General features: G+C 67.6%; 14 protein-coding genes. 7 read left to right on the top strand and 7 right to left on the bottom strand.

The features are described 5' to 3' along the window. Positions 1–20: 20 nt before the first annotated feature. Positions 21–617 (bottom strand): cysteine hydrolase family protein, encoded by a 597-nt coding sequence (locus G6N34_RS04925; RefSeq protein WP_085156651.1) that lies wholly within the window; start codon positions 615–617, stop codon positions 21–23. 73 nt (positions 618–690) lie between these two features. Here G6N34_RS04925 and G6N34_RS04920 point away from each other — a divergent pair, with 73 nt between their 5' ends. After that, positions 691–1,722: a DUF1214 domain-containing protein gene (locus G6N34_RS04920; RefSeq protein WP_085156648.1), complete on the top strand. Its 1,032-nt coding sequence runs from the start codon at positions 691–693 to the stop codon at positions 1,720–1,722. Then, entirely contained in the window at positions 1,719–2,927 is a 1,209-nt protein-coding gene (locus G6N34_RS04915) for a sulfotransferase family protein (protein WP_085156645.1), read from the top strand. The genes G6N34_RS04920 and G6N34_RS04915 overlap by 4 nt, the downstream gene beginning before the upstream one ends. On the opposite strand, the gene G6N34_RS04910 is transcribed toward G6N34_RS04915, so the two are convergent. From G6N34_RS04910 to G6N34_RS04895, 4 genes are all read right to left on the bottom strand, one after another. Further along, positions 2,924–3,658, bottom strand: coding sequence for a 3'(2'),5'-bisphosphate nucleotidase CysQ (locus tag G6N34_RS04910; RefSeq protein WP_085156642.1), 735 nt, complete (start codon positions 3,656–3,658; stop codon positions 2,924–2,926). The two genes, G6N34_RS04915 and G6N34_RS04910, sit on opposite strands and share 4 nt — an antisense overlap. Next, positions 3,655–5,514, bottom strand: coding sequence for a sulfate adenylyltransferase subunit CysN (cysN, locus tag G6N34_RS04905; RefSeq protein WP_085156639.1), 1,860 nt, complete (start codon positions 5,512–5,514; stop codon positions 3,655–3,657). The genes G6N34_RS04910 and cysN overlap by 4 nt, the downstream gene beginning before the upstream one ends. Next, a complete protein-coding gene (gene cysD / locus G6N34_RS04900) occupies positions 5,514–6,440 on the bottom strand; it encodes a sulfate adenylyltransferase subunit CysD (protein WP_085156636.1) in 927 nt (308 codons plus the stop codon). The genes cysN and cysD overlap by 1 nt, the downstream gene beginning before the upstream one ends. Before the next feature lie 138 nt (positions 6,441–6,578). Next, positions 6,579–7,070, bottom strand: coding sequence for a beta-class carbonic anhydrase (locus tag G6N34_RS04895; protein WP_085156633.1), 492 nt, complete (start codon positions 7,068–7,070; stop codon positions 6,579–6,581). 153 nt (positions 7,071–7,223) lie between these two features. Between G6N34_RS04895 and G6N34_RS04890 the strand changes: the two genes are divergently transcribed. The 4 genes from G6N34_RS04890 (at position 7,224) to G6N34_RS04875 (ending at position 12,669) form a co-directional block, all read left to right on the top strand. Continuing rightward, positions 7,224–8,201 (top strand): oligopeptide ABC transporter permease OppB, encoded by a 978-nt coding sequence (locus G6N34_RS04890; RefSeq protein ID WP_085156630.1) that lies wholly within the window; start codon positions 7,224–7,226, stop codon positions 8,199–8,201. After that, positions 8,198–9,112, top strand: coding sequence for an oligopeptide ABC transporter permease OppC (locus G6N34_RS04885; protein WP_085156628.1), 915 nt, complete (start codon positions 8,198–8,200; stop codon positions 9,110–9,112). Before G6N34_RS04890 ends, G6N34_RS04885 begins: the two co-directional genes overlap by 4 nt. After that, complete coding sequence (locus G6N34_RS04880) at positions 9,109–10,944, top strand: oligopeptide ABC transporter ATP-binding protein OppD (protein ID WP_085156625.1); 1,836 nt, start codon at positions 9,109–9,111, stop codon at positions 10,942–10,944. Before G6N34_RS04885 ends, G6N34_RS04880 begins: the two co-directional genes overlap by 4 nt. Before the next feature lie 63 nt (positions 10,945–11,007). Further along, complete coding sequence (locus G6N34_RS04875; RefSeq protein WP_085156622.1) at positions 11,008–12,669, top strand: oligopeptide ABC transporter substrate-binding protein OppA; 1,662 nt, start codon at positions 11,008–11,010, stop codon at positions 12,667–12,669. On the opposite strand, the gene G6N34_RS04870 is transcribed toward G6N34_RS04875, so the two are convergent. Beyond that, positions 12,659–13,903, bottom strand: coding sequence for an alpha/beta hydrolase (locus G6N34_RS04870; protein ID WP_085156619.1), 1,245 nt, complete (start codon positions 13,901–13,903; stop codon positions 12,659–12,661). The two genes, G6N34_RS04875 and G6N34_RS04870, sit on opposite strands and share 11 nt — an antisense overlap. Before the next feature lie 107 nt (positions 13,904–14,010). On the opposite strand from G6N34_RS04870, the gene G6N34_RS04865 reads away from it, so the two are divergent. Further along, a complete protein-coding gene (locus G6N34_RS04865) occupies positions 14,011–15,237 on the top strand; it encodes an acyl-CoA dehydrogenase family protein (RefSeq protein WP_085156616.1) in 1,227 nt (408 codons plus the stop codon). Positions 15,238–15,284: 47 nt separating this feature from the next. Here the strand turns inward: G6N34_RS04865 and G6N34_RS04860 are convergent, their stop codons facing one another. Continuing rightward, positions 15,285–16,205 (bottom strand): TIGR03619 family F420-dependent LLM class oxidoreductase, encoded by a 921-nt coding sequence (locus G6N34_RS04860; RefSeq protein ID WP_085156613.1) that lies wholly within the window; start codon positions 16,203–16,205, stop codon positions 15,285–15,287. Positions 16,206–16,311: the final 106 nt, after the last annotated feature.

Raw genomic sequence — 16,311 nt, 5'->3', positions numbered from 1 at the left:
AGCCGAAAGCGCCTGCCGCTCTACGGGATGGCTCGGGCGTCGGGCACCACGACGGCGAACAGGTCGGCGACCGCCGCCAGGCTCGCCGACTGCACCGCCGCGGCCGGAACCTCACCCCCGGCGGGGTTCGGCAGCGGCCGGGTGGCGGTCGCGGCTGCCACCACCGTCGACGCATAACCCAGGTTGAACGCGCCACGCGCAGTCGAGTTGACGCACATGTGCGTCATGAACCCGGCGAGCACCAGGTTCTGCGCGCCGAACCCCTTGAGCCTCTGATCCAGGTCGGTCTCGACGAACGAGTTCGGGTAATTCTTCACCACGACGGGCTCATCGCCACGCGGCGCGACGCGGTCGACGATGGCGCCGATCTCGGCACGCACGTCGTAGGGCGACCCGGGCCCGGAGTCGTGCTGAATGTGGATGACCGGGATGCCCGCGGTGCGAGCGCGCTCCAGCAGATTCGCCGCCTCCTCGAGGGCCGCCTGCACTCCCTCGAGTTCCATGACTCCGCGGGTGTAGGTGTTCTGGCAGTCGATGAGGATCAGCGCCGATGAGGCCAGGCTCGCAGGCTCGGCGGGGAGTCCGGACAGTGTGCGCAGGGTCGGGTGCTCAACCATGTCTGCAACCTATACGACGGCGCGTCTTTCGCATCCGTCGAGTTCGCCGAGTCCGACGGTAGGTTCTCCACCTATGACGCGTGACGGTTGGCAGGCATTCGTCGACGGCCTGCGCACCGCCGGGGACGCGCTGGCCGAGTCGACCGCGCACCTCGATGCGCAGGACCGCGCGCACGGCCAACGGGCACTGGTGCGGGCGGTCAACAATCTGCTGGGCCGTCTCGAGGTCGACCGCGATCGACCCGAACTGGCGCCGTTCAACGGGTGGCGCGAGAAGTTCTTCATGGACAACCCCGATTTCCGGTACTGGATCACCGACATCCGCCACGACCGCACGTATCGGATCACCGGCAATGTCGGTGACTCCGTGTACCAGTCGATCACGGTGTACAGCGGCAGCGGCGTCGCCGACGCGGCCGCGGTCGCGCGCCTCGACAGCGACGACCTTGAGGTCGGCGCCGCCGGCGACTTCACGGCCACCCTGTCCGATCTCCCGGCGGGTTCGTCGTCGGTGTGGGTGCGTTATGCATATGAGAGCGCAGCTCCCGACGATCCGGGATGGTGCCGCATCGACGTGCTCGACGCTGTGGACGACGAACCGCCGGTGGCCACGGACCTCGATCGCGCACTGAGGCGGCTGGGCACAGTGATCGCCAACGTGCCCAAGGTTTTCGAGGTCTCGACGACCGCCGACGCGCAGTCCCCCAACACCGTCCGGCACTGGTCTGCGATGGCCGCCGGAGCCGCATTCACCGAACCGGGAATCCACTACCTGCGCGGCTCCTGGCAGTTGGCCGACGGCGAGGCCCTGGTGCTCGAGGGCACCCCTCCGACGTGCCGGCACTGGAACATCGTGCTCTACAACCGATTTCTCAACTCGCTGGATCACCGGCACCGCACCGTGACACGCACCGCCGCGTCCAGCGCTCTCGTCGACGGCAGGTTCCGCTTCGTCCTGGCCGCCGAGGACCCGGGCGTCGCCGGCTGCGACTGGCTCGACACCGAAGGTCTGGGTTTCGGGTTGTTCGTGCTGCGGTTCCTGCACGCCGACGCAGCCCCCGAACTGCCCGTCGCGCGACGGGTCCGACTCGAGGAGCTTCGATGACGTGGCAGAGGCCCGCTCGCGGTCCGGTCGCGCAGAAGATCTACGCCGAGGCCGAGAAGGACCGGGCGGACAACCCGCAGCGGTATCGCTTCGATCCCGACGCCGTGGCCGAGCGAGCGACCCGGCGCGGCGAGTTCCCGGCCACGCTGTTCGCCGATGGGTGGGCCGAAGGCCTGCGGGAGTATCTGGGCTCGGCCGAACAGGACGGCCGACTCAATGCCGTCGGCGCCAAGATGGCCCTGCAGTCGGCGACCGGCCGGCTCACGGCGGGTGCCCGAATCATCCGGTACCTGAACGACAATCCGGCCGTGCCCGAGTTGACGCCGCCGATCGTCATCATCGGGGGTTGGCGCACCGGCACGACCTTCCTGTATCGCCTGCTGGGTACTGACCCACGACTGCACGCCCCACTGCCCGCCGAACTGGCGGCCCCTTGGCTGTTCACCGAACCGGACCATCCGCCCGCAGCCGAGATCAGCGCGACCGCCAGCCAACTGCTGCACACGCTGAACCCCGACATGGCGATCGTGCACCCGTCGGGTCCAGCGCTGCCCGAGGAATGCGTGCTGGGCATGGGCACAGACCTGCGCAACTGGGGTTTGACGTCGATGATGCGCCTGCCGAGTTACGCGGGATGGCTTGCCGCCCAAGACTTCACCGGAACCTACGCGCGCTACCGCGAAGTGCTGCAGTTGCTCGCCACCCACGACGATCGGCGATTCGTGCTCAAGGCCCCGGCCCACACCGCGGAGTTGGACCACCTGATCGACACGTTCCCGGGCCTGGTGGTGGTGCAGATCCATCGCGACATCGTCTCGACGCTGACGTCGGGGGCCAGCCTTTTCGCGGTCTACCGCAGCACCTACAGCGACGACGTCGACCCGATTGAGGTCGGACGGGCGCAGGTGAACCAGAGCGAACTGTGGTTCCGGCGTGCGATCGAGGCGCGTGAGCGGGCGCCGGCACAGGCCGCGACGTTTCTCGACATCGACTACCAGGACCTGGTCTCGTCTCCGAAAGGTGCTTTACAGAAGGTGTATTCGGCGGCAGGAATGGCCACCCCCGAAGACCTCGACGCCTTCCTTGGTGACCACAACCGGGCCCACCCTCGGGATGCGCACGGAACGCACCGCTACACCGCGGAGGAGTTCGGAATCGTGGCCGACGAGATCCGCGAACGGTTCAGCTTCCTGCAGTACCGCTAGCCCGCGGCGGTGACCCGCAGGACCGCCTCGGCCAACTCCGGTCGGCACACCACCAGATCCGGCAGCTTCGAGTCCTCCTGGTTGTAGACCAGGGGCGACCCGTCGATGCGCGACGTGTGCAGACCTGCGGCACGGGCGACCGCGACGGGTGCCGCGGAGTCCCACTCGAACTGTCCGCCGGCGTGCACGTAAACGTCGGCTAAACCCTGCACGACGGAGGCCACTTTGGCTCCGGCGGAACCCATTTCGACCAGCGTGCCACCGAGCGCGTCACGCACGGCCAGCGCGATCGCCGGCGGACGAGTGCGTGACACCACGATGCGCGGGGTTCCCGGAGCGTCCGGGGGCGCAGCGACGGTCGGCGTGGCCAGGGTGACGCCCTGTGCCGGAAGTGCGACGGCGCCCGCGATGAGCTCGCCGTCCTGCCACAGCGCCACGTGCACGGCCCAGTCGTCGCGGCCGAGTTCGGAGAACTCACGGGTGCCGTCGAGGGGGTCGATGATCCACACCCGGTTCGCCGTGAGGCGCTTCGGGTTGTCGACACCCTCCTCTGACAGGACCTCGTCGTCGGGCCGTTCGGCGTCCAGCGCCTCCATGAGGAAGTCGTGGGACCGCTTGTCGCCCGCGGCCTTCCGCTCCTCCCCGGTGGCGTCGGCCAGTTCCTCGCGCACCCGCAGAAGCAGCTCGCCAGCCTCAGTCGCCAGCCGAGCGGCCAGTTCGTGGTCGGTCATGCGCGGCTGTCCAGCAGGTCGATGACCAACTGTGCGGCGTCATCCGGGCTGGACTCCGGAGTCAACCGCAGGTCCGGATTCTTGGGCCGCTGGTACGGGCTGTCGATGCCGGTGAAGTGCGTGATCTCCCCGGATCGCGCCTTGGCGTACAAGCCCTTGGGATCGCGGGCCTCGCAGTCCGCCAACGGTGTGTCGACGAAGATCTCGACGAACCCCACGCCAGCGTCGGTGTGCACCTTGCGGGCCAGTTCGCGATGCTCCTCAAGCGGGCTGATCACGGGCACGAGCACGGTCAACCCGGCGTCGGCCATCAGCGTAGCGACGTGCGCCAGGCGCCGCAGGTTCTCCGCGCGGTCGCCCATCGAGAACCCGAGGTCGGCGTTGAGACCGTGGCGCAGGTTGTCACCGTCGAGAATGTAAGCGGGACGCCCAGTTTCGAGCAGCCTCTGCTCCACCAGCACCGCGATCGACGACTTGCCCGAACCCGACAGGCCCGTGAACCAGAGGGTGCGCCCCGTGGTCAACCGGTCGTCAGCGGACACCAGCGACTGGTGCCGCACGGTGTTGGGTGTCGACGTGCGGGTGGCGGCGGGCGTGGTGTCGCGGACCATGCCCGCCGCGACCGTCACGTTGGTGTCCGGGTCGATCAGGATGAACGACCCGGTCGCGGGATTGCGGGAGTACTCGTCGAGCAGCACCGGCACCTGGGTGCGCAGCGTGACGCGGCCCAGTTCGTTGAGCTTGAGCGCGGTGGCGCTCTTGTCGCGGTGCAGCGTGTTGACGTCGAGGCGGTAGTCGAGCGCGCTGACCCGGACCCGGGTGGTGCGGGTGGTGTGCTTGATGACGTAGTCGCGTCCCGGTTCCAGCGCCGAGTCGTCGGCCATCCAGCACACGGTGGCGTCGAATTCGGTTGTCGCGGTGGGCTGATTGTTGGGCCGGGCGATCATGTCGCCGCGGCTGATGTCGATGTCGTCGGCGAGGCTGACCGACACCGCCATCGGCGGGAAGGCCTCCTCGACCGGACCGGTGGGGCCGTCGATCGCGGTGATGCTGGTGGTCTTGCCGCTCGGCAGCACCACGACCTCGTCGCCGGGGCGCATCACACCGCTGGCCATCGTGCCGGCGTAACTGCGGTGGTCGGCATGGTCGACGGTCTGCGGGCGGATCACGTACTGCACCGGGAACCGCACGTCGACCAGGTTGCGGTCGCCGGCGATGTAGACGTCCTCGAGATGGCTCAGCAGCGCGGGCCCGTCGTACCACGGGGTCTTGTCCGACTTGGTCACGACGTTGTCGCCGTTGAGCGCCGACAGCGGAATGGTGGTGACGTCGTGGATGTCCAGACGTGCTGCGAACGCGTGGAATTCGTCGCGGATGAACTCGAACCGCTCGCGGTCCCAGTTGATCAGGTCCATCTTGTTGACGGCCAGCACGATGTGCTGGACGCCGAGCAGCGACGCCAGGAACGCGTGCCGGCGGGACTGCTCCAGCAGGCCGTGCCGCGCATCGACGAGGACGATCGCCAACTGCGCGGTGGACGTGCCAGTCACCATGTTGCGGGTGTACTGCAGGTGCCCTGGTGTGTCGGCGATGATGAATTTCCGCTTGGCCGTGGCGAAGTAGCGGTAGGCGACGTCGATCGTGATGCCCTGCTCGCGCTCGGCGCGCAGGCCGTCGGTCACCAATGCCAGGTCGGTGTAGTCGTTGCCGCGCTCCTGCGAGGTGCGCTCGACCGCCGCCAGCTGATCCTCCATGACGGCCTTCGAGTCATAGAGCAGTCGACCGATCAGAGTGGACTTGCCGTCGTCGACCGAACCGGCGGTCGCAAGCCGCAACAGTGTTGTGTTGGCGCTCATCAGAAGTAGCCCTCCCGCTTGCGGTCTTCCATCCCGGCCTCCGAGATGCGGTCATCGGCACGCGTCGCGCCGCGTTCGGTCAACCGCGACACCGCGGTCTCGGCGATCACCTCGTCGACCGTGACCGCCGTGGACTCGACACAGCCCGTGCAGGTGACGTCGCCGACGGTGCGGAAGCGCACCGAGGTCTCGAAGACCTCCTCGCCGTCACGTGGCTGCATGTATTCATGCACCGCGAGCAGCATGCCGTCGCGCTGGAACACCGGACGGGTGTGCGCGTAGTAGATGCCCGGCAGCGTGATCTCCTCGGCACCGATGTAGGCCCAGATGTCGTACTCGGTCCAGTTCGACAGCGGGAACACGCGGATGTGCTCACCCTTGCGGTGCCGGCCGTTGTAGAGGTTCCACAGTTCGGGCCGCTGGGCCTTCGGGTCCCACTGGCCGAACTCGTCGCGGAAGCTGAACACACGCTCCTTGGCGCGGGCCTTCTCCTCGTCGCGGCGGGCCCCGCCGAATGCGGCGTCGAACCTGTTCTCGCGGATGCCGCGCAGCAGCGTGACGGTCTGCAGCGGATTGCGGGACGGGCCGTTGTCCACCACTCGCCCGGCGTCGATGTCCTCCTGCACGCTGGCCACGACGAGGCGTATCCCGTACTGGTCGACCAGCGCGTCGCGGGTGGCGATCACCTCGTCGAAGTTGTGGCCGGTGTCCACGTGCATGACGGGGAACGGGAGCCGGCCCGGGGCGAAGGCCTTGATCGCCAGGTGCAGCATGACGATGGAGTCCTTGCCGCCGGAGAACAGCAGGACGGGCCGCTCGAACTCGGCGGCCACCTCCCGGATGATGTGGATGGCTTCGGCCTCGAGCGCGCGCAGGTGGCTCAGCTCGTACTTGCCCACGGCGGGCTGTGTCGACTGACTGGTCATCGATTCCTCGTAAAGTTGGCTGATCTGACCAAGATTATGAACTCGGTAGAGAATGCCAGCCGAGGTTCGGTGAAGTCAAGAGTTCGGCGCGGTTTCCGGCGCCCAACGCCGGAAACCGCGCCGAAATCGCGGAGAGAGTTAGAGGGTGACCTCGTTGAGCTTGCCGGTGGCCACGTCGAAGACGAAGCCACGCAGCGACTCGTGCTTGGTGACAAACGGGCTGGCCTCGATCCGGCGCAGCGACTGCCGCACGTCCTCCTCGATGTCGGGGAAGGACTCAGCCGCCCATTCGGGCTTCAGGCCCGTCTCATCCTGGATCGACCGCTTGAACTCGTCGTCGGTGAACGTGAGCATGCCGCAGTCGGTGTGGTGGATGAGGATGATCTCCTTGGTGCCCAGCAGCCGCTGGCTGATGGCCAGCGAACGGATCTCGTCGTCGGTGACCACACCACCCGCATTGCGGATGACGTGCGCCTCACCGTCACCGAGACCGAGGATCCGGTACACGTCGAGGCGAGCGTCCATGCACGCCACCACAGCAACGTGCTTGCTCGGGGGCAGCGGCAACGGACCGGAGAAGGTTTCCGCGTACTTCGCGTTGTTGGCCAGGTATTCGTCAGTGACGGTCATTGAGCCTCCTTAATCCGGGCGAAGGCTAGGCAAGTGTGAGGCGATACACAAGACCTGCGATCACGATGATCGAAGACCCGCCCACGCGGCGCAGACGTGCAACGCGGGCCTGATCTCCTACGCTGTGCGAATGCAGCGAGGGCGGACCCACGGATGACCCGGTTCCTCCTGCGTCGCAGCCTCAAGTACGCGGTGCTGCTGGCCATCGCGTCGTTCCTGACGTACTGCCTGGCCTCGCTGTCCTTCAATCCCCTCGACAGCCTCCTGGAGCGCAACCCGCGACCGTCGGATGCCGTCATCGCGGCCAAGGCAGCTGAACTCGGCCTCGATCAGCCCATCCCCCTCCGCTACGCCAACTGGGCGTCCGGCGCGATCCGCGGCGACTTCGGCACCACCGTGGGTGGCCAACCGGTGTCCGACGAACTGTGGCGGCGGATCGGGGTCAGCCTGCGCCTGGTGTTCCTCGGCGTGGTGTTCGGGGCGGCCCTGGGCGTGGTGGCCGGCGCGTGGAGCGCGGTGCGGCAGTACCGGATCTCGGACCGTGTCATCACGGTGTTGGCGCTGCTGGTGCTCAGCATGCCGACGTTCGTGATCGCGAGTCTGCTGATCCTGGTCGGCCTGTACGGCAACTCCTTCCTGGGCGCGCAGATCTTCGAGTACACCGGCGAGACGTCCCCCGACGCCGTCGGCGGGGCGTGGAATCAGTTCGTCGACCGCCTACAGCACCTCATGCTGCCCACCGCCACGTTGGCGTTGGGTGCGTTCGCCGGTTACAGCCGCTACCAGCGCAACGCGATGCTCGACGTGCTGGGCCAGGACTTCATCCGCACCGCGCGTGCCAAGGGACTGACCCGGCGGCAGGCGCTGTTCAAGCACGGCCTGCGCACCGCGCTGATCCCGATGGCCACGCTGTTCGCCTATGGGGTGAGCGGACTGGTCACCGGCGCGGTGTTCGTCGAGAAGATCTTCGGCTGGCACGGCATGGGCGAATGGGTGGTGCAGGGCATCACCAACCAGGACACCAACGTGATCGCAGCCGTCACGGTGTTCACGGGGGCGGTGGTGCTGGTGGCCGGCCTGCTCTCCGACGTCATCTACGCCGTCCTCGACCCAAGGGTGCGTGTGCAGTGACCGAACCCGTCAACGTCAACAGCGTCTCCGAGGCCGCGTTCAGTTCGCGGCGCACGCTGGTGCTGCGGCGGTTCCTGCGCAATCGCCCCGCCGTGGTCTCACTGGTGCTGCTTGTGCTGATGTTCGTCGCGTGCTGGGCGCTGCCGCCACTGCTCCCCTGGTCCTACACCGACCTCGACTACTACGCGCTGCAGCATCCGCCAAGTCCCAGCCACTGGTTCGGCACCAACGCGCTGGGCCAGGATCTGTTCGCGATGACGCTGCGCGGCATGCAGAAATCGATGCTGATCGGCGTGTGTGTGGCGTTGATCTCCACGGTGATCGCGGCGGCAGCGGGTGCGGTGGCGGGCTACTTCGGGGGCTGGCGCGACGGCGTCCTGATGTGGATCGTCGATCTGCTGCTCGTGGTGCCGAGCTTCATCCTGATCGCGATCATGACCCCTCGGGTCAAAGAGGCTGGCAGCGTCATCGCGCTGATCGTGCTGCTGTCGGTGTTCAGCTGGATGATCAGCTCACGCATGGTGCGCGGCATGACCATGAGCCTGCGGGAACGTGAATTCGTCCGGGCCGCACGGTATATGGGGGTATCCAACAGCCGGATCATCACGCGGCACATCCTGCCGAACGTGGCCTCGATCCTGATCATCGACGCGACTCTCAATGTGGGCCTGGCAATTCTGGCCGAGACCGGTCTGAGCTTCCTGGGCTTCGGCGTGCAGCCGCCCGACGTGTCGCTGGGCACGCTGATCGCCGACGGCACCGCCTCGGTGCTGACCTTCCCGTGGGTGTTCCTGTTCCCCGCCGGCGTGCTGGTGACGATCGTGTTCTGCGCCAACCTGATCGGCGACGGAATGCGCGACGCCGTCGATCCCGGATCCGGCGCCCTGCGGCGGAAACGAGGCCGCCGATGAGCTCACTGCTCGAGGTGACCGACCTCTCGGTCACCTTCCCCACCGACGGCCCCGCCGTGCGCGCCGTGCGCGGCGTCGACCTGACCGTCGCACCGCGCGAGGTGGTGGCCGTCGTCGGCGAATCCGGATCAGGGAAGTCGGCGACCGCGATGTCCATCATCGGCCTGCTGCCCGAATACGCCGACGTCACCGGATCGGTGCGCCTGCACGGTCAGGAACTGCTGGGCCAGAGCGACGCCGCGCTGTCCCAGGTGCGTGGAAAGGCCATCGGTACGGTCTTCCAGGACCCGATGTCGGCGTTGACGCCGGTCTTCCCCGTGGGTGATCAGATCGCCGAGGCCATCACGATCCACAACCCCGGCACCACCAAGGCCGCCGCGCGCCGACGCGCCGTCGAACTGCTGGACCTCGTCGGCATCGCCCAACCCGAACGCCGGGCCCGCGCGTTCCCCCATGAACTGTCCGGCGGTGAACGCCAACGCGTGGTCATCGCGATCGCGATCGCCAACGACCCGGACCTGCTGATCTGCGATGAGCCCACCACCGCACTCGACGTGACGGTGCAGGCGCAGATCCTCGACGTGCTCAAGACCGCACGCGACGTGACCGGCGCCGGCGTGCTGATCATCACCCACGACCTGGGTGTGGTCGCCGAGTTCGCCGACCGCGCGGTGGTGATGTACGCCGGGCGGGCCGTAGAGACCGCCCCAGTGGGTGCGCTTTATCGGGACCGGCAGATGCCCTACACCGTCGGGTTGTTGGGTTCCGTGCCCCGTTTGGACGCCCCGCAGGGAACCCGCCTGGTGCCGATCCCGGGCGCACCGCCGTCCTTGGCCAACCTCCCCGGTGGCTGCCCCTTCGCGCCGCGCTGTCCCCTGGTGATCGACACCTGCCGGGAGGCCGAACCTCCGTTGATCGAGGTCGGACCCTCCCACCGGGCGGCCTGCATCCGCCCCGACGACGTGGCAGGGCGCAGTGCTGCCGAGATCTACGGTGTGGCCACCGCCCCGGAGACCGTGGCCGCGCCGTCCAGCGAAGGCACCTCGGCCGTGCGGGTGCGCGACCTGGTCAAGACGTTCGCGCTGACCAAGGGTGTGGTGTTCCGCAGGCACATCGGTGAGGTGCGGGCCGTGGACGGCATCAGCTTCGACGTGCCCCGCGGTCGCACGTTGGCGATCGTCGGCGAGTCGGGGTCCGGCAAATCCACTACGCTGCACGAGATCCTCGAAATGCAGACTCCCCAGTCGGGCACCATCGAGGTGCTCGGCACCGATGTCGCCACACTCGACAAGTCCGGGCGCCGCGCCCTGCGGCGGGACCTGCAGGTCGTCTTCCAGGACCCGGTGGCCTCGTTGGACCCTCGGCTGCCGGTATCGGAGGTGCTCGCAGAACCGCTGCAGGCCAACGGTTTCACCAAGTCGGACACCCAGGAGCGAGTCGCCGAACTGCTGACGTTGGTGGGGCTGAGCCGCTCCGACGCCAGCCGGTACCCCGCCGAGTTCTCCGGCGGGCAGAAGCAGCGGATCGGCATTGCCCGCGCGTTGGCGCTGCAGCCCAAGATTCTGGCGCTCGACGAACCGGTGTCGGCGCTCGACGTGTCGATCCAGGCCGGGATCCTCAACCTGCTGTTGGACCTGCAGGACCGCTTCGGGCTGTCCTACCTGTTCGTCTCGCATGACCTGTCGGTGGTCAAGCACCTGGCGCACCGGGTGGCGGTCATGTTCCAGGGCAGCATCGTGGAGGAGGGTGACGCCGACGCGGTTTTCGGCAATCCGCGACACGAGTACACCCAACGGCTTCTGGCCGCGGTGCCCAGGGCCGAACTGCGCTGAGCCGGGCACAGGTCTGGCGAGGGTCCCCACCGGTGACCGCCGCTGGCTATAGCATCGGTCGGCATGACGTTGCGACGCACGACCGCGGCCCTGCTGTGCGCTGGCCTACTGCTTTCGGGCTGCTCCACCCCCAATGAGGACGTGCCCGCGGCGGGCGGCGACGCCGAGGTCAGTGCCACCGCCGACATCAACCCCCAGGACCCGGCGACCCTGCGCCAGGGCGGCAACCTGCGACTGGCGCTGTCGGGGTTCCCGTCGAACTTCAACAACCTGCACATCGACGGCAACCTCGGCGAGGTCAACTCGATGTACAAGCCGACCCTGCCGCGCGCGTTCTTCATCGCCCCCGACGGGGAGACGACGGTGAACACCGACTACTTCACCAGCGTCGAACTGACCAAGACTGATCCGCAGGTGGTCACCTACACGATCAACCCGAAGGCGGTCTGGACCGACGGCACCCCGATCACCTGGGAGGACCTCGCCGCACAGATCCACGCCACCAGTGGCAAGGACCCGGCCTACCAGTTCGCGGCCCCCAACGGCAGCGAGCGCGTCGCGTCGGTGACCAAGGGCGTCGACGACCGGCAGGCCGTCGTGACGTTCGCGAAGCACTACGCCGACTGGAAGGGCATGTTCGCCGGCAACAGCATGCTCTACCCGAAGTCGATGACGAGCACACCCGAGGCGTTCAACAAGGGCTTCCTCAACGGCCCAGGCCCCTCGGCGGGACCGTTCATGGTCACCAAGGTGGACCGGACCCAACAGCGGATCGTGTTGAGCCGCAACCCGAAATGGTGGGGCGAACAACCGGTGCTGGACACCATCACCTACACGGTTCTCGATGACGCCGCCGTCGTCCCTGCGCTGCAGAACAACTCGCTGGACGCCGCGGGAATGGCGTCGCTGGACGAACTGACGATCGCACGCCGCACACCCGAGTTGTCCATCCCCCGCGCCCCCGCCAACAGCTGGTACCACATCACGTTCAACGGCGCGCCCGGGTCGCTGCTCAATGATCCGAAGCTGCGCGCTGCGATCGCCAAGGGCATTGACCGCCAAGCCATCACCACGGTGTCGCAGCGTGGCCTGGTCAACAACCCGGTGCCGCTCAACAACCACATCTTCGTCGCCGGACAGGAGGGCTACCAGGACAACAGCACACCGTTCGACGCCGAAGCGGCCAAGCGGGAACTGGACGAACTGGGTTGGCGGCAGAACGGTCGGTTCCGCGAGAAGGACGGTAAGCAGCTCAAGATCCGCGACGTCTTCTACGACGGTAAGAGCACGCGCCAGATCGCCCAGATCGCGCAGAACAACCTGGCCCAGATCGGCGTGAACCTCGAGTTGGTTCCCGCGGCGGGCGGCTCCCTTTTCAAGGACTTCGTCACCCCGGGCAACTTCGACATCGTCCAGTTCGCTTGGGGCGGTGACGCTTTCCCGCTCTCGGGCCTGACCCAGATCTACGCCTCGGGGGGTGAGAGCAACTACGGCAGGATCGGCAGTCCTGACATCGACGCCAAGATCGAGCAGACGCTGTCCGAGCTCGACCCGGCCAAGGCGCGCGATCTGGCCAACGAACTGGACAAGCTGATCTGGGAGGTGACGTTCAGCCTGCCGCTGTTCCAGTCGGCCGGAAACGTCGCGGTCCGCAAGAACCTGGCCAACTACGGCCCGGCAGGCATCGGCGACCTGAAGTACACCGCGATCGGCTTCATGAAGTAGGTGTGCGCCCCGGCAGCCTGGCCTCCAGGGCCGCCGCGACGCTGACGGCCCAGACCAGCAGGCGCACCGACTGATTGCCGGGCAGCGCGTCCAGTTCATCGGCCACCGCGGGCAGGCCTTCGGCCCGGCCGTGTACGAGGGCTCTGACGATCCGCAGGGCCGCGGCCTCCCGGCTGTCCAGCGCACTGTGCGCGGCGGTCGCGAGCGGCACCAGCACCGCGCCGGGGATCAGCGCCGCGACACGCTCGGCCACCGGTGGCGGCGTGGTGAGGTCACGCTGACCGGAGACGACGACCGTCGGCCAGTCGAACCGCGGCATCTCGGCGACCAGATCGTACGGTTCACCCTCGAACTCCGGTGTGGGGCCAGGGATCTGGTCGGCCATCTCCAACAGCGCGTCGGACGGGTCGAGCGGAAGCCCGTCGGGTACACCGGCGTAGTCGAGTTCACGGAACGCGATGCGGCCCACCAGGTCGATCTCGTTGTGGTACGGCACCTTCAGCAGTGACAGCCTGCCGATCTGCGTCATCGCCCGCCACAGCAGCGTGTGCCCGGTCAGCAGCAGGTCCAGCAGTCGGCTGAGCAGCGGTGCCCCGCCGTAGGCGTAGACCGTGGCCGCGACCTCCCCCGACAGGGCGTCCATCGTGCCGTCGTCGACGAGGCGGCGCACCTTGGCCGCCAACTCCTCGGTGCCCTCCACCTCACCTTCGAGCAGCAGGCCGCGGATCGCGTGACGGATCGCCTCGATGTCCCGTGCCGAGAGCACGGGAGAATCGAGCACCATGGCCTTGACCCGCTGCGGGTGCCGAACCCCGACGCCGGCCGCGATGTAGCTGCCGTACGACGTTCCGTAGATCATGGCCTGCTCGACTCCGAGGTCGTCGAGCACCGCGGCGACGTCGTCGACCACCTGCGCCACGGTGATCGCCTCAGGCGGGAGGTCATGACCTGCGTCGTCGTGTCGGGACAACCCCACCCCGCGGTGCTCGACCATGACGACGTCGAGTCCTGCCGCGGCCGCCCGGCGCCGGGTGGCCTGGTACAGCTGGATCGAGGCGACGCCGGGCCCACCGGGGATGATCACGATCGGGTGTGCCGACAGCGGACCGGACCGCACGTAGTGCAGGTTGAACTGCTCGGCAGCCTCGGGTGTGACGGGTCGACGGACCGCGCGCACGCCCGGCGCGGAGGCCAGCTTCTCGTGCACGCGTTTGCGAAGCGGGTTCACACTCATCGTCTGACATTGTGCCCGGCGTTGCTGAGCACGCTGACAGAGGACGGTTCAGTTCGCCCTGATCCAAAGCAGTGTTGTCGGTCACGGCGCTCGGTAGAACTCAAGACATGACCCAAGCACCCATCCGGCAGACCATTCTGCCCGGCACCGACGAATTCACCGCACTGCTCGCCGACATCGGTGCAGGAGCCAAGGACCGAGACCTCAACGACGAGAACCCCTTCGACCAGGTCGCCGCGCTCAAGCTCGCGGGCTTCGGCACATTGCGCCTGCCCACCGAATACGGCGGGCCAGGATACTCTGTGCGCCAACTGTTCTCGACGTTGATCGACGTCGCACAGGCGGACCCCATTGTGGCGCACATCTTCCGGACCCACTTCTGGTTCGTCGAAGAGCGCCTGCGGGCACTGCGGGCCAACGCGGGTGACGCGGTGTCCAAGCGCTGGCTGCGGGAGGTGGTCGACGGCAAGCTGTTCGCCAACGCGTTCAGCGAGAAGGGCAGCCTGGCGGTCGGCAGCCTGGTGTTCAACACGCGACTGCTGCCCGACGGTGACGGATTCCGGCTCAACGGTGAGAAGTTCTACAGCACAGGCACGCTGTTCTCGGACTATCTGACCGTGGCCACCACCACCGACCACGACTCGGTGGCCTCGGTGATCGTCCCGTCCGATCGCGCGGGCGTGCGCCTCATCGACGACTGGGACGGCTTCGGCCAGCGCCGCACGGGCACCGGCACGACGGTGTTCGACAACGTCGCGGTGGCGGCCGACGAGGTGCTGGTCGACACTCCGTATGACGCCGAACCGCAGCCGTCGGTGCAGTACGCATCGCTGCAGTTGTTCATCCATGCCGTGGTCGCCGGCGTGCTGGCCTCGGTGGTCGACGACGGTGCGGCCCTGCTGCGATCCCGGACCCGCAGCTTCAGCCACGCCTTGACCGAGCGCCCAGTCGACGACCCGCTGTACCAGAAGCTGCTGGGTGAGCTGGCCAGCACGGCGTATGTGGCGCGGGCCGCCGTGCTCGACGCCGCCGACGCCATCGGCGCCGCGACGGACTCCTACGACGACAACGGCCTGCCGGATGCCGACCTCGCGCAGGAGGCGCAGTTGAAGGTGGCCAAGGTCAAGGTGCACCTCGACGACGTCGCCCCCGAGGCCGCGACCCGACTGCTCGAACTCGGCGGAGCGAGCGCCGCGAGTCGGCAGCGCAACCTCGACCGGCACTGGCGCAACATTCGCACGATCACCCTGCACAACCCGGTCGCCTACAAAGCCCGGGTGATCGGCGAGAACCTGCTGCACGGCGCCCCGATCCCGGCCAACGCCTACTTCTGACAACGTCTGGGCGGCGCCACGCGCCGCCCAGACGGGTCGACTTCGGGCTAGGCGACCGCGGGCAGGACGTCGGCGGCCAGCCAGCGCAGGAAGTCCAGGTACGCCTCGCAGTCGGGCAGTGGAGGCGGCAGCACGGAGGTCACGGTGACGCCCAACGCCTGAAGCCCGCAGCAGCTGTCGATGACCTGCTGTACGTCGCGCCCCGGCTTGGCCCGGGGGTCGTTGGTGACGACGTGCTGGTCCCCGAGTGCCAATCCGGCCAGGCTGTAGCAGATCTCGAACGGCCGGTCGTCGAATCCCCGCTGTGCCCGCAGGAAGTCCACCCGAGCTGGCAGGTCCTGCGGTTGGGTCAGCCACGGGATCCACCCGTCGCCGAACCGGGCGGCGCGCCGCAGGGCGGCGTCTGCGTCGCCACCGACCCACAGCGGTGGATGGGGCCGCTGCACCGGTTTGGGGTTGAATCCGACGTTGTCGAAGGACACGAATTCCCCGTCGAAGCACGGGGATTCGCTGTCCCACAGTTCGATCATGGCGGCCAGGTACTCGTCGGCCATCCGGCCGCGTTTGTCGAACGGCACTCTGAGAAGGTCAAACTCGTCTTTGAGCCATCCCACTCCGACACCGACGATGGAGCGGCCGTTGCTGAACCAGTCCAGGGTGGCGATGGCTTTGGCGATCACCACCGGGTGATGCAGCGGCAGGATGGTGACCGAGGACAGCATCTTTATCCGCGTGGTCGCACCCGCGAGAAAGGCCTGCGCGGTGGTCGCGTCGAAGTAGTGATCACCCGACAGCGCGATGTGTTCGCCGGGTATCAGAAAATGCTCCGGGACCACGCCGAACTCGAAGCCGAGTTCCTCGGCCAGCCTCAGCACCCGGACGACGTCGGCCGCAGTGAGGTCCCGTTCCCATGGCTGAGTCAGCACCGGGATGTGCATCATGTTTGGCAGATAGGCCCCGTACCTCATGGCATGTCCCCCGAACTCGCCACATTCGCGCGTTGAGAAAACGCTAGGCCTGCCGCCGACAGGGTGTCAACCAGCGAAAAGCGCGTGTGGCACCTGCCAAAGCAAA

It is taken from the genome of Mycolicibacterium confluentis (genome assembly GCF_010729895.1).
GTDB classification, from domain to species: Bacteria; Actinomycetota; Actinomycetes; order Mycobacteriales; family Mycobacteriaceae; genus Mycobacterium; species Mycobacterium confluentis.
Note: the sequence above shows the minus strand (reverse complement) of the source record. Positions and strands in the feature narration are given on the sequence as shown.